General features: G+C 68.7%; 5 protein-coding genes and 1 pseudogene. 4 read left to right on the top strand and 2 right to left on the bottom strand.

The window, feature by feature from the left end; all coding sequences use genetic code 11:
* Positions 1 to 30 precede the first annotated feature (30 nt).
* From BR47_RS0107045 to BR47_RS0107030, 4 genes are read left to right on the top strand one after another with little or no spacing between them, the layout of a single operon-like run.
* Positions 31 to 1,356, top strand: a complete 1,326-nt coding sequence (locus BR47_RS0107045) for an aspartate aminotransferase family protein (RefSeq protein WP_020101038.1) — start codon at positions 31 to 33, stop codon at positions 1,354 to 1,356.
* On the top strand, positions 1,353 to 3,236 hold the full coding sequence (locus BR47_RS0107040) for a propionyl-CoA synthetase (RefSeq protein ID WP_020101037.1): 1,884 nt from the start codon (positions 1,353 to 1,355) through the stop codon (positions 3,234 to 3,236). The genes BR47_RS0107045 and BR47_RS0107040 overlap by 4 nt, the downstream gene beginning before the upstream one ends.
* Before the next feature lie 30 nt (positions 3,237 to 3,266).
* Entirely contained in the window at positions 3,267 to 4,007 is a 741-nt protein-coding gene (locus tag BR47_RS0107035; protein ID WP_029105126.1) for a GAP family protein, read from the top strand.
* Positions 4,008 to 4,041: 34 nt separating this feature from the next.
* On the top strand, positions 4,042 to 4,953 hold the full coding sequence (locus BR47_RS0107030; RefSeq protein WP_029119036.1) for a metal-dependent hydrolase: 912 nt from the start codon (positions 4,042 to 4,044) through the stop codon (positions 4,951 to 4,953).
* A gap of 1,358 nt (positions 4,954 to 6,311) precedes the next feature.
* On the opposite strand, the pseudogene BR47_RS32450 reads toward BR47_RS0107030, so the two are convergent.
* Positions 6,312 to 14,210: pseudogene (locus BR47_RS32450) on the bottom strand (SDR family NAD(P)-dependent oxidoreductase); the annotation flags it as partial.
* Positions 14,207 to 14,737 carry a chorismate--pyruvate lyase family protein gene (locus BR47_RS29925; protein WP_036426889.1) on the bottom strand — a complete coding sequence of 177 codons (531 nt, stop codon included), beginning with the start codon at positions 14,735 to 14,737 and terminating at the stop codon, positions 14,207 to 14,209. The gene BR47_RS29925 and the pseudogene BR47_RS32450, both read right to left, overlap by 4 nt.
* Positions 14,738 to 14,952: the final 215 nt, after the last annotated feature.

Raw genomic sequence — 14,952 nt, 5'->3', positions numbered from 1 at the left:
CGATCGCTTTCTACCGCAAGGACAACGAACATGGCTTTCTCCACAATCATGGACTCCAACAGCTACACCGGCGGGGAAGAGCTCGACCCCACCACCGATGCCATGGTCGAGAAGCGGCGATCGACGCTGGGTCCGTCGTACCGGCTGTTCTACAACCGGCCCGTCCATCTGGTCAAAGGCGCGGGCGCCCATCTCTATGACGCCGACGGCAACAAGTACCTCGACGCCTACAACAACGTGGCCAGCGTCGGGCACTGCAACCCGCGGGTCATCGAGGCCGTCACCCGACAGATGTCGGAACTCAACACCCACACCCGCTACCTGCACGGCGGCATCCTCGATTACTCCGAGCAACTGCTGGCCACGTTCCCGGCGGAGATCTCGTCGATCATGTACACCTGCACGGGATCCGAGGCCAACGACCTGGCGGTCCGGGTCGCCGAGCAGTACAGCGGCGGCACCGGGGTCATCGTCACCGCGGAGGCGTACCACGGCAACAGTGCGCTGATCTCGGCGATGTCACCGTCGCTGGGTGTCGGGGTGCCACTGGGCGCCAACGTGCGCACGGTGCCGGCACCGGACTCGTACCGCATCGATCCGGCGGTGCTGGGCCGCTGGTTCGCCGACCAGATCAGCGCCGCGATCGCCGATCTCGAGCGGCACGGCCACAAGTTCAGTGCGCTGCTGCTGGATTCGATCTTCTCCTCCGACGGCATCTACGTGGATCCGTCGGTCCTGGGGCCGGCTGTCGAGGTCGTGCACCGCGCCGGCGGCGTGTTCATCGCCGACGAGGTGCAGCCGGGCTTCTCGCGGACCGGCGAGGCGATGTGGGGATTCCAACGGCACGGTGTGGTGCCCGACCTGGTGACGATGGGCAAGCCCATGGGCAACGGCATCCCCGTCGCCGCGATGGCCGCCCGCCCGGAGATTCTCGACGCCTTCGCGCGGGAAACCCCGTACTTCAACACCTTCGGCGGTAACCCGGTGTCGATGGCCGCCGCGCAGGCCGTCCTCGACGTCATCCAGGGCGACGGGCTCGCCGAACACGCCGCGGCCGTGGGCGACCAATGGCGGTCCGAACTGCGCGTCCTGGCCAAGGAGTACCCGTTCCTCGGCGACATCCGCGGCACCGGGCTGTACACCGGAATCGAGATCGTCACCGACCCCGACACCAAGGAGCACGACAGGGGCACCGCCCAGCGCATCGTCGACATGATGCGGGATAACCGCGTTCTGATCTCTGTGTGCGGCGGACATGGCAACATCCTCAAAGTGCGACCCCCTCTGGTGTTCTCGATGTCGGACCTCGACTGGTTCATGACGGTGTTCTCCGCCGTCGTCAAGGAGATCGCGTGAGCGCATATCGCGAGGCGTTCGAGGCCGCCGCCGAGCGGCCCGACGACTTCTGGCTGACGGCCGCGCAGGCCATCGACTGGACCGTCGCGCCGACCCGCGCGCTCGACGAATCCGCGGCACCGCACTACCGCTGGTTCCCCGACGGGCAGCTCAACACCTGCTACAACGCTCTCGACCGCCACGTCGAGGCCGGTAACGGCGACCGCACCGCGCTGATCTACGACTCGGCGATGGTCGGCGTGCAACAGTCCTTCACGTACGCCGAACTACTCGACCGCGTAGCGCGGTTCGCCGGAGTGCTTGCCGCACAAGGCGTCACCAAGGGCGACCGCGTCGTGATCTACATGCCGATGATCCCCGAAGCGGTCATCGCCATGCTGGCCTGCGCCCGCATCGGCGCCGTCCACTCGGTGGTGTTCGGCGGGTTCGCGGCCAACGAACTCGCGGCCCGGATCGACGACGCACAGCCGGTAGCGCTGCTGACCGCCTCGGGTGGTCTGGAGCCGGGGCGCACCGTCGAGTACCTGCCCGTCGTCGCCAAGGCGCTGACGCTGACCACCGCGGCGCCGGCCACCGTGATCGTCAAGAACCGCGGCGAGATCGCGGGAGAGGCCGCCGACTACCCGGGCTACCTCGATTGGGACGCATTGGTCGCAGGGGCCGAGCCCGCCGCTCCCGTGCCGGTGGCTGCCACCGACCCGCTGTACATCCTCTACACCTCCGGCACGACCGGCCGGCCCAAGGGCGTCGTGCGCGACAACGGCGGTCACGCCGTCGCGCTGGCCTGGTCGATGAAGAACGTCTACGACATCAGCGCCGGCCAGGTGATGTGGACGGCCTCGGACATCGGGTGGGTCGTCGGCAGTTCGTACATCGTGTACGGGCCGCTGATCGCCGGCGCCACCACGGTGCTCTACGAAGGCAAGCCCGTCGGCACCCCCGACGCCGGCGCCTTCTGGCGGGTCATCGAACAGCATCGGGTCGAAGCGCTGTTCACCGCGCCGACCGCGCTGCGTGCCATCCGCAAAGCTGATCCCGAAGCGTCGATGCTTGCGGGCCATGACATTTCGACGCTGCGCACGCTGTTCGTCGCCGGGGAGCGCCTGGACCCCGACACCTACGAGTGGGCCTCGGCGAAGCTGCACTGCCCCGTCGTCGATCACTGGTGGCAGACCGAAACCGGCTGGGCCATCTGCGCGAACCTCCGCGGGCTCGAACCCATGCCCATCAAGGCCGGCTCCCCGACCGTGCCGGTACCCGGCTACCGCGTCGGCATCGTGGATGCCTCGGGCAACCCGGTCGCGCCCGGCGTCGAGGGCAACATCGTCATCAAGCTGCCGCTGCCGCCCGGCACCCTCGCCGGGTTGTGGCAGAACGACAAGGGCTTCGTGCAGTCGTACCTGTCGGCGTTCCCCGGCCACTACCTCACCGGTGACTTCGGCTACGTCGACGACGACGGCTACCTGACGGTGCTGGGCCGCACCGACGACGTCATCAACGTTGCGGGGCACCGGCTTTCGACAGGAAGCATCGAAGCCGTCATCGCCGGCCACCGGGCTGTCGCGGAGTGCGCCGTCATCGGCATCCACGACGATCTCAAGGGCCAGCGGCCGAGCGGCTATGTCGTGCTCAAGGCCGGGGCGGACATCGACGGCGGGGTACTGCAACAGGAACTCGCGGCGATGGTGCGCGACCAGATCGGCGCCGTCGCCACCTTCCGTGACGTGACGGTCGTGGGCGCGCTGCCCAAGACCCGCTCGGGGAAGATCCTGCGAAAGACCATGCGGCAGATCGCCGAAGGCACCGACTACGTCGTCCCGTCCACCATCGAGGACAGCTCGGTGATCGACGCGCTCATCCCGGTGCTGCGGCCCAGCTGACACTGCGCCGCGCCCGGTAAGTTGGCGGCAATGTGGGGTTCTGTGGCGGTGCTGGCACTGCCGATCGCGTTCGATCCGGTGCGCCTCGGCGTCAACCTGTTGCTGATCTCCCGGCCGCGCCCGGCGCAGAACCTGCTGGTGTACTGGGTCGGCTGCGTGACCGCGAGCGTCATGCTGCTGATGCTTCCGCTGCTGGCGTTGCACTTCACCGACCTGGCGTGGGTGCACGACCTGGCCAATCCGCGGACCACCGCGAGCGCGACGATGCGGCACCTCCAGGTGGCCGTTGGCGTGCTGCTTCTGGTCATCGCGGCGGTGACGGCGGTGCGGATGGTGACGCGCCGGCGCACGCCGGGCGACGACGTCTCACCCATCTCGAAGTTGTTGCACCGGGACCCGGACGCGCCGCCGCGGGGCGGATTGCTGGGGCGTGCGCAGCGGGCCTGGGAGGGCGGGGCGCTGTGGGTCGCGGCGGTGATCGGCTTCTGGGCCGGCCCGAACCCGTCGCTGGTGCTGTTCGCCCTGACCACGATCCTGGCGTCGGGCGCCGCCATTGGTACGCAGATCGGCGTCGCGCTCGTGTTCATCGTGGTGAGCCTCGCGGTCGTCGAGGTGGTGCTGCTCTGCAATGTCGTCGCACCGGCGAAAACCCAAGCGGCACTGCGGAAAGTGCACGACTGGGTCGGCGGCTACCGGCAGCAGATCGTGGTGGCGATCGTGACGCTCGTCGGCCTGGCGTTCATCGCGCAGGGTGCGGGGTTGTTGGCGTAGGGTTGAACCGCCTCCAACTGGGAAAAGAGTGGGCATGGCTGATCACGAGGTCCACCACGACGGATATCCGACCCACCGCCGAAAGGTCCGGTTCGACTGGTCGGACACGCCGCTGCACTGGGTTCCCGGCGATCCGTTTTCCACCCACATGCTGAACGTGCTGCATCTGATGCTGCCGGCCGGTGAGCGCTGGTTCATCCAGGTCGTCAACGAGGCGGAACCGCTCGTCGACGACCCGGAGATGAAAGCCGCCATCAAGCCGTTTGTGCAGCAGGAGGCCTGGCACGCCCAGGCGCACCAGATGGTGCTGCAGCATCTGGTGGAACAGGGCATCGACACCGCGCCCTTCACCGGCACGATGTCCACCGAACTGCCCGCGGTGGGCGACAAGGCGGCTGCCAAACAGTCGCGATTGCCGCGGGTGATGCAGCGGTGGGCGCTGTACCAGCGCCTGGCGGTGGCCGCCGCCCTGGAACCGTTCAACGCCGCGCTGGGGCAGTGGACGATCCAGAACCGCGGCCTCGACTACGCCGGCGCCGATCCGACCATGCTGGACCTGCTGCGCTGGCACGGGGCCGAGGAGATCGAACACCGCGCGCTGGTGTTCGACATCTACCAGCATCTGTGCGGCAACTACGTCATGCGGGCAGTCACCATGCTGCTCACCGCGCCCGGCTTCCTGCTCACGTGGTACCGAGGCATGCGGTACCTCATGAACGCGGACCCGACCATTTCCGCCAAGCCGCGGTTCCGCGATTGGTTGCGCGCCTCACGGGAGTACCGGGTGCCGGGTCCCTGGCTGCTCATGGTGACGGTGCCGTTCCGCTACATCCGGCCCGGCTATCACCCGAACGCGGAAGCGTCGACACAGATGGCACTGGACTACCTGGAGTACTCGCCGGTGGCCCGTGCTGCCCGGGAACAGGCCGCGGCAGGCGGTCAGTAGTCGATCTGCGCATCCAGATCGAATTCGGCGAGAACTCGTGACACATTGTCGCGCAACGCTTCCCGGGTATTGAGCCGGCCCGGGAGATAGGCGGAAATCCTGATCGACATCTTCCCGCTGGCGCGCCCTGACGACAGGAACATCTGCCCGCCCATGGCCTCGAGCAAGCCCCTCGTGATGTCGGGCTCGACCGATCGCATCGACAGGTAGGCGGCCTCGGTGCCGTCGGGCCGGCTCACCGCCGCCGGCACGTCACCGACGTTGGAGCACGTGACGGGCAGGACGGCGCCGCCTGCTGCCATCGCGCCGAACTTCCGGACCGCCCACTTCGGCGTGATCGCCGCCAGGGCCGTCGGCGCCAGGGCCTCGTCGTCAGGGTTCTCGATGGTCTCGAGGGTGGCTCGCGTGATCTTGGCGCGGATGTCCGCGAGGTCCTTCGCCACGTGCGTGGGGTCGACCACGACGTCGGCACTCGTCAGCGCATTGGCGCGGGTATCGCCCTCGGTCCGCCGCGACAGCACGAAGCGCAGGGTGACCGCCCCGTCCTCCTGAACGCGCCCGGTCGCCACCGCGAGCCGGCACGCGATGCCGGCGATGAGCGAGTTGCTGCCGCCGCCAAGGCTTTTCGCGCGGGCATCCCAGGCGTCCAGGTCGATCTGCGCGGTGAGGCCGGGCACGTCGACCTTCTGGTTGCTGCCGGCCTTGTTTGGTGACGTTGTCGTCGTCGGCGGCCGGAGCTCTGGGCTTTCGCGCCGGGCCAACCGCGCCACGGCGGCCACGGCGTGCGCCATGTCGGGCAGGTCCTTGACCGTCTGCCGCAGGTCGTCGCGCAGCGCGCGACCGCGGGGCCGTGCTGCCGGAGGCAGATAACCGAGGTCGTGCGTCCTGCCCTCGACGGCGTCGGCGACCGCCTGCCCGAAGGCGATGGCATCGACGATCAGATGCGACGCCACGAGGCTGACGGCCGTCGCGCCGCCGTCGAGCGGGAGGACCCCGAGGTGCCATCCGGGTCCCCGCTCGGGATCGAGCGGCAGCCTTGCGCGTTCGTCGGACCATGCGCTCACCTCGGCGCGCGGCCGTGGCGCGGCGGCGAAGTCGATGTCGGGCGCCGCGGGAGACCGGACCCAGCGATCACGCGCGAACGGCACTGCCGCCCGCTCGATCCGGCGCCCCAGCAACCCATGGTCGAGGTTGTGGTGAAACCGCCGCAACGCGGCGACGTCGACGGCCCGGTCGTAGATCCAGGTCATCTGCAGCACCGTGCCGTGGCTCGCGCGCAGCGCGAGGAACGCGGCCTGGTCCAGGTAGGCGAGCCGGTCGTCCACCGGAGGACCGGCAGGCTCGTCGACGTGCGTCACTGCCGCGGGAGTATCGGTGTCGGTGAGCGATCCGGCCAGGTGTGTGGCGAGGGCGCTGGGGCTGGGATGGTCGAAGATCAGGGTCGGCGGCAGGGCCAGGCCCGTCACGGTCTTGAGGCGGTTGCGTAGTTCGACGGCGGTGAGTGAGTCGAAGCCCAGGTCCTCGAACGTGGCCTCGCGGTCGAGGTCGTCGGGCGTGGGGTGGCCGAGAACCGCTGCCGCTTGCGCGCACACCATGTCGGTCAGGAGCGCGCGCTGTTCGTCGCGCGGTAAGCCGTTGAGACGCTGCGTCAGCGCTGACTTCGACCCGTTGGCATCGCCGGCGTCGTTGGCGAGACGCCGCCGGGGACTGCGGACCAGCCCGCTGAACAACGCCGGCAGAGTTCCGTTGCGGGCCTTGGTGTTCAGCGCTGCCTGGTCCAGGCGGGCGGCCACCATCACGGGTTGCTGGTGCGTCAGCGCGTCGTCGAACAGCCGCAGTGCCTGTGCGGGTGTCATCGGCGCCAGCCCGCTGCTGCTGATCCGGGCCAGATCGCGGTCGCTCAGGTGGGCCGTCATCCCACCGGACTGTTCCCACAATCCCCACACGAGCGACGTGCCGGGCAATCCCAGGGCTCTCCGATGGGCGGCAAAGCCGTCCAGGAACGCGTTCGCGGCGGCGTAATTGCCCTGCCCCGGTGCGCCCACCGTGGCGGCGATCGACGAACACAACACGAACATCGCCAGAGTCAGATGGCGGGTGGCCTCGTGCAGATTCCAGACCGCGTCCACCTTGGCTCGCAACACCGCATCCAGCCGGTCGGGGGTCAGCGAGGCGATCACCGCATCGTCGAGGACGCCCGCGGCGTGAACCACTCCGCGCAATGTTGGGCCGCACTGCGTCACCATCGCGGCGACCGCATCTGGATCGGCCACGTCGCAGGCCACCAAATCCACCTGCGCGCCGGCACTTTCCAATTCGGCGGCCAGCGCGGCGGCGCCCTCGGCGCGATCCCCACGCCGGCTGGCCAGCACCAGGTGCCGGACGCCGTAGGCGCCGACCAGATGCCGGGCCAGATGCGCGCCGACCATTCCGGTCGCGCCGGTGATCAGCACCGTGCCATCGGCGAGCCGGCCGGCCAGCGCCGTCGGCATCGTCAGCACCACCTTGCCGATATGGCGCGCCTGACTGATGAACCGGTAGGCCTCCGGTGCGCAGCGCACGTCCCAGGTGGTGACGGGAAGGGGTCGCAGCCGCTCCGTTTCGAAGAGCTTGGTCAGTTCGCACAGCATCGCCTGCATCCGTTGCGGGTCGGCCTCGGAGAGGTCGAACGCCTGGTACCGGACACTGGCATACTGCGCGGCGACCGCCTCGGCATCGCGGATGTCGGTCTTGCCCATCTCGATGAATCGTCCACCGCGGACCAGCAATCGGAGCGACGCATCCACGAATTCACCGGCCAGCGAGTCGAGCACGATGTCGACGCCGCGGCCCCCGGTCACCGCCAGGAACTTCTCCTCGAAATCGAGGGTCCGGGAATCGCCGATGTGATCGTCGTCAAAACCCATGGCGCGCAACGTGCTCCACTTGCCGGGGCTGGCGGTGACGAAGACGTCCGCCCCGAAGTGCCGAGCCAGCTGCACCGCCGCCATGCCCACCCCGCCGGTACCCGCGTGCACAAGCACCGATTCCCCGGCAGAGATGCCGGCCAAATCCACCAACCCGTACAGCGCCGTCAGGAATGCCACTGAGACCCCGGCAGCCTCCTCGAGTGACCAGCCCGCCGGCACCGTGGTGAGCAGCTGGTGATCGACCACGGCCACCGGGCCCGTGCCGGCCATCAGTCCCATCACGGCATTACCGACCGCGACGCCCGAGACGCCCGGACCGGTCTCCACCACCACGCCGGCGCCCTCGGCGCCCAGCACGGGGGACTGGCCGGGATACATGCCCAATGCCGCCATCACGTCGCGGAAGTTGATCCCGACCGCCGCCACCGCCACCCGCACCTGGCCGGGTTGCAGCGGGGCTTCCACCTCGGGGCAGGCCCGGATGGCGAGATTCTCCAGCGTGCCGTCACCGCCGACGGTCAACCGCCACGCACCGTCCAGTGGCGCCAAAAGTGCTGGGGCCGCGGCCAATCGGGCGGCGTGCACCTTGCCGGACCGCATCACGAGTTGGGGTTCGCCGGCGGCGACCAGTTCCGTCGGGTCCACGCTGCCGTCGGTGTCGAGAAGCACGATCCGGCCGGGGTTTTCGGCCTGTGCCGAGCGCACCAGACCCCACACGGCCGCGGCCGCCAGATCGCTGACATCCTCGCCGGCCGGCCCCACCGCACCACGGGTCGCCACGACCAACGTGCCGGCCCGCTCGTCGGCCAACCAATCCTGCAGCACCTCGAGGGCGGCACGGGTGGCGGCATGCACCGAGCCCACCACATCGTCGTCGGCGGTTGCGTACTCCCACACGACCACCCGGTCACGATCCGTGGGTTCGACCTTGGGGCTCAACGATATTGGCGTCCAGATCACTTCCAGTGGTCCGCCAGCGGCGGCGGGGAGTTGGTCGGCGGTGATCGGGCGGGTGGTCAGTGAGCGCGCCGTCAGCACCGGCGAACCGGCATCGTCGGCAACCTCCACGGACAGTTCGTCGTCGCCCAGCACGGTGATGCGGGCCCGCACCCGCACGGCGCCGCCGGTGTGCAGCGTCACGCCGCGCCAGCAGAACGGCAACATCCTTTGGGCGGTGTCGATGGCAAGTCCCGCGGCATGCAGCACGGCATCCAGCACTGCCGGATGGATGCCCATCGTGTCGACCACGCCCGCCTCATCGGGTGCGGCGACCTCAGCGAAGAGCTCCTGGCCGCGCCGCCAGAGCGCGACGAGGCCCTGGAACGCCGGCCCGTATTCGTAGCCGCGCTCGGCGAGCCGCGCGTAGCCGTCCGAAACATCCACGGGGACAGCACCGGGCGGCGGCCACGCTGTCAGGTCTGCCGAATGTTCCACAGGACGCGCGGTCAGGGTGCCCTCGGCGTGCAGTGACCACTCCGCATCGGATTCGTCGCGACGTGCGTACACCGAGACCGCCCGGCTGCCCGACTCCGTGGCAGCACTCACCACCACCTGAAGTTGCGTCGCGGCGTCCTCGTCCAGGACGAGGGGCGCAGCCAGCACCAGCTCTTCGATGGTTCCGCAGCCCACCTCGTCGCCGGCCCGGAGGGCCAGTTCCACAAATCCCGTGCCAGGGAACAGCACCACGCCGCCGATCAGGTGATCGGCCAACCATGGTTGCTCCGCCAAGGACAAGCGCCCGGTCAAGACCACCCCGCCGGAATCGGGCCGCTCGAGCACCGCGCTCAACAACGGGTGGTGTGCCGCGTCGAGGCCCAGCGCAGCTGTGCCGGCGGGCCCGGCTGCGGTCGGCATCGTCCAGAAGCGACGCCGCTGAAATGCGTACGTGGGCAACTCGATCCGGCGTCCACCCGAGCCGTCGAACAGTGCCGGCCGCGCTATGGGCATGCCGGTGGTGAACAACCGGGCGGCGCCGTGCAGCAGTGCCGTCGTCTCTGGCCGGCCCTTGCCGAGCAGCGACACCGTGACGGGTTCGGCCGGTGACACCGACTGTTCGACGGCGGCCGTCAGCCCGCTGCCTGGACCGACCTCGATGAAGTGCGTCGCGCCGTGGGTCTGCAGGTTCCGGATGCCATCGGCGAAATGCACCGGTTTGCGGATGTGCTCCACCCAGTACCTCGCCGAGCCGAAATCGCCGTCTGCACCGACTGATTGGGCCGTCACATTCGAGATCAGCGGAATCTGTGGCCGGCGCGGTTCGACTCGCGCGGCGATCCGCGCGAACTCGTCGAGCATCGGCTCCATCAACGGCGAGTGGAAGGCATGCGAAACCGCGAGTGGGTGCACCCGGTGGCCTTGCCCGGCCAGTCGATCTGCGGTCGCGTTGACGGCGCCTTGCGGACCCGAGATCACCACCGACTCAGGCGCATTGATCGCCGCGATGACCGCGCCGTCGGCCAACAGCGGTGCCACCGTGTGTTCCCCGGCGCTCACCGCCGTCATCGCACCGCCCGGTGGGAGCGCCTGCATCAGGCGTCCCCTCGCGGCGATCAACAATGCGGCGTCGGGCAGCGTGAGTACCCCCGCGACGTACGCCGCAGAGAACTCGCCGACCGAATGGCCCAGCACGAAGTCGGGAGCGACGCCCCAGCTCCGTAGCACCGCGAACAACGACACCTCCACCGCGAACAGCGCGGGCTGCGCGAATTCGGTGCTGTCGAGCAGACCGCTGTCGGAGCCCCAGAGCACCTCGCGCAGCGGCAGCCGCAGATGCCGGTCCAGCTCGTCGGCCACGGCGTCAAAAGTCTTGGCGTACAGCGGTAGTTGGTCGTACAGTTGCCGGCCCATGCCGAGGCACTGCGAGCCCTGCCCCGGAAACACGACCACCGACTTGCCCACCGCGCCGGCGCGGCCCGCCACGACCGCCGCATCCGGTTCCCCGGCGGCCAACGCGGCCAATCCCGCCGTGAGCGCCGCACGATCGGCACCCAGTACCACCGCGCGATGCTCGAACGTCGAACGTCGGGCCAGCGAGTACCCCACGTCGACGGGTTCGAGCTGCGGATGGGCGCGCAGATGTGCCGACAAGCGGTCGGCCTGCGCGCTGAGCGCCTCGGCCGATTTGGCCGAAATGACCCACGGGAGTGGCCCGCTCGGGTTCGTCGGCCCAGGGCTTTCCGGCTCGGCGGTCGGACCCTGCTCCAGGATCACGTGCGCGTTGGTGCCGCTGATGCCGAACGACGAGACGCCGGCCCGGCGGGGGCGCCCGTCGAGTGGCCAGGGCCGGGCCTCGGTCAGCACCGATACGGCGCCGCGGTCCCAGTTGACGCGAGGGGAAGGGACGTCGACGTGCAGCGTCGCCGGCATTACGCCGTGGCGCATGGCCTGCACCATCTTGATCACCCCGGCCACGCCGGCGGCGGCCTGGGTATGACCCATGTTCGATTTGATCGAGCCCACCCACAACGGCCGCTCCGCCGGGCGGTCCTGCCCATAGGCAGCCAGAAGTGCTTGCGCCTCAATGGGATCCCCCAACGTGGTGCCGGTCCCGTGACCCTCGACGACATCCACGTCGGCCGCCGTCAACCCCGCGCTGGCCAGGGCGGACCGGATCACCCGCTGCTGCGACGGCCCGTTGGGCGCGGTCAGGCCGTTGGAGGCGCCGTCCTGGTTGACGGCACTGCCGCGTACCACGGCCAGCACCGGATGTCCCAACCGCTGGGCATCCGACAACCGCTCCAGCGCCAGCACTCCGGCGCCCTCACCCCACGCTGTTCCATCCGCGGCGCCCGCGAAAGCCTTGCACCGGCCGTCAGGGGCCAGACCCCGCTGCCGGCTGAACCCGATGAAGGTCTCCGGCGACGTCATCACCGTCACGCCACCGGCCAAGGCCAGGTCGCATTCGCCCGACCGCAGCGACTGCGCAGCCCAGTGCAGCGACACCAACGACGAGGAGCACGCCGTGTCCACCGACACCGCGGGCCCCTGCAGCCCCAACACGTACGACACCCGGCCCGAGGCCACACTCAGTGCCGAACCGGTGAGCCCGTAACCTTCGAGCCTGTCGGTTCCCGCGGCGCCGTAGCGCTGCGCAAAGACCCCGGTGAACACCCCGGTGGCGGAGCCGTGCAACGAAGCCGGATCAATTCCGGCCTGCTCCAAGGCTTCCCATGAACATTCGAGCAGCAACCGCTGTTGCGGATCCATCGCCCGTGCCTCACTGGGGCCGATTCCGAAGAAGCCGGCGTCGAAGCCGGCCACATCGGTGAGAAATCCACCCCAGCGCGTGTAGGTCTTGCCCGCCGCATCGGGATCGGGGTCGAACAAGCCGTTCGCATCCCACCCCCGATCGGTGGGGAACTCCGACACCACATCCCGCGCGTTCGCCACCAGTTCCCACAGCCCCTGCGGCGTATCCACGCCGCCGGGGAAGCGGCAGCCCATGCCCACGATGGCGATCGGCTCGTCGGCCGCCGCTGGCGGGGCCGCTGCGGCCGGACCGCTTCCGGACGACAGTTGGGCTTCCACATGCCGGGCCAGTTGTCCGATCGATCCGTAATCCCAGCCGACGGTGTCCGAAAGCTGAAGTCCTGTAACGGCTGTCAGCCGGTTGCGGAGTTCGACCGTCATCTTCGAATCGAAGCCGAGCTCAGAGAAGGCGAGCTCTCGGTTCAATGATTGCGGGTCCGTCAGGCCCAGCATCTTCGCGACCTCGGCGCACACCGTATCGGCGACGAGCCGGTGCTGTTCCTGCTGCAGGGCAGCGACCCGGTCACTGAGCGTCACATGGTTCGGTGTGCGTTCGGGAGCGGGCGACGGTGTATCCGAGGGTGTTTCGGCGGCGGGGTAGTCCCAGATCGGCGGTGCCGGGCTTTCGGCGCGAAGTGCGGGGCGGACCAGCTTGCCGGTCGACGTGCGGGGGAGCTGCTCGACGACGGCGAATCTGTGCGGCACCTGGACTGCAGACAGCTGAGAAATCAAGCGCTGGTGGAGGTCTCGGAAGACGGACTCGTCGACGACGGCATTTTCGGCCGGGACGAGGAACGCCTGCAGCGCCGAGACGCCGGGCGACTCTCGCACCCCGACAACCGCCGCGTGGGCGACCCTGTCGTCCTGGGTGATGAGGCGCTCGATGTCCCGTGGATTGACGTTGACGCCACCGATGATCTCGGTGTCATCCGCGCGGTAGCAGTACGTCACCCAGCCGTCGGCGTCGACGGACACCCGGTCGCGGGTGTCGTGCCAGTCGCCATCCCGCACGAGAGTTCCGGCCGGGCGATTCCAGTAGCCCGGCGATATCGACGGACCCCGGACCCAGAGGTTGCCCACCACGCCGGGAGGCGCCGACGTGCCCTCCGCCGTAAGGACACGAATCTGGTAGGGCGGGAGAACTTTTCCGATGGTTCCGGGCCGCCAGTCCCCGATGGTGTTCGAGACGAACGTCTGCCCCACCTCGGTCGAGCCGATTCCGTCCAGTATCGGGATACCGCCGAAGAACTCCGTCATTCGCTCGGCGAGCCGGACGTCCAGAGCTTCGCCGGCTGATACCAGGCAGCGCAGCGAGCGGAACGACTCGGGAGAGCAGGCATCGACGATGCGCGCGAAAAACGTTGGCACGCCGTAGAGCACTGATGCGCCGAACGTGGTGCTCAGCTCGGCCGTCGCTTCCGGGGTCACCGGTCGTTTGACGATGACCGCGGAACTGCCTGTCGCGAGGGGGAACCAGACCGCGTTTCCCAGCCCGTACGCGAAGTACATTGGCGCACTGCACAGTCCGACGTCGTTCGCGGTGAGCTGCAGCGCCCGGTCGCACATCGCTTCGACGTAGGCCCACACGTCGGAGTGCCGATGGATGGCGGCTTTCGGCGCACCCGTCGTACCGGAGGTATAGGTGGCGTAGGCATGACCGTCGCCGGTCAGCGGCTCGTAGCCGGCCGGATCGGCATCGGCCGCTTCGGAAACCAACTCGGCGGCGTCAGCAACGGTTGACTCGCGAAACCGGTCGAGGAGCGCGCCGGACGTGATGACGAGCGCCGGGTCCGTGTCGGTTTCGGCGAAGCTGTGGTCACGGCGATTGAGCTCAGGGTTGGCCAGGAACGCGACGATGCCGCGACCCAGGCAAGCCAGCAGCAGCTGGACGAGTTCGGGAGAATCGGGCAGGCATAACAGGACCCGATCCCCGGTGGACAGGCCGCGGCGTTGCAGAATGGTACCCAAACGTGCTGCGCCATCGTGGATTTGGCCATGGGTGACAACGTGCGGCGCATGGTAGGCGGGTCTGTCCCGCCACCCGGCTTCCGATGCACGTTCTGCGAGCAGCGCTGCCACATTCCCATTGGGCAGCGTCATGAGGCCGTCGTCTCGAAATCGAGGAAGTACTCGGTGATGACGATGACGGGCCGGCCGTCGAGGATGATGCGGTACCGGCGGCTGACGGTCCTCTCTTGCGCGGCCTGATCCGTTGCGGCCGCGAGCCAGTCAGGTGATTCCGCCACCCAGATGTCGGCCGGCTCCTTGAACGTTTCGAGGCGGCTGGCAGCCATGATCTCGCCGATGGGTGCACTCGTGCTCGTCAGGTCGGCCGCGATCGTCGGGGGCAGCAGGTCGACGGCGATGAGTGACTCGGCCCCGACGAATCGGCGGCCCGAGGTCTGGCCGTTGAGGAGGACCCGACGTTGCAGAATCCTGCTGCCCGACAGCTGCTCCGACTGGACGCCGCCGTGCGGATGCAGCTGCTGCGCGACGACCTGCACGACGATTTCCTCGCCGGTGACGACACCGAGAATCCGCGTAAGGGTGCCGTTTGTCGCGATGAGTATCCGCAGGTCCCGATTGAGCTGGTGGATTTCTTCGCCAGCCAGAAAGCACTCGGACATATCGCCGTTCCTAATCGAAGACGCCAATACTCAACGTGCTGCCGGCTCGCGAGAGGCTCCGAACCGTGGGGTTCATGATCCACCACGACTGCGTGCGGTGCATGGCGAACTCGCGAGAATTGAACTGGGTGTATGGCTTTGCGCAATACAGAAAGGTTTGCCTAACCAATCAAGCGACCCGCCGTGCCGGCGCGGCGCACTGCGTGAAATTTGCA

It is taken from the genome of Mycobacterium sp. UNC410CL29Cvi84 (genome assembly GCF_000686745.1).
Taxonomy (GTDB): Bacteria; Actinomycetota; Actinomycetes; order Mycobacteriales; family Mycobacteriaceae; genus Mycobacterium; species Mycobacterium mucogenicum_B.
The sequence above is the reverse complement of the archived record's forward strand: the minus strand, read 5'-3'. Positions and strand labels throughout refer to the sequence as shown.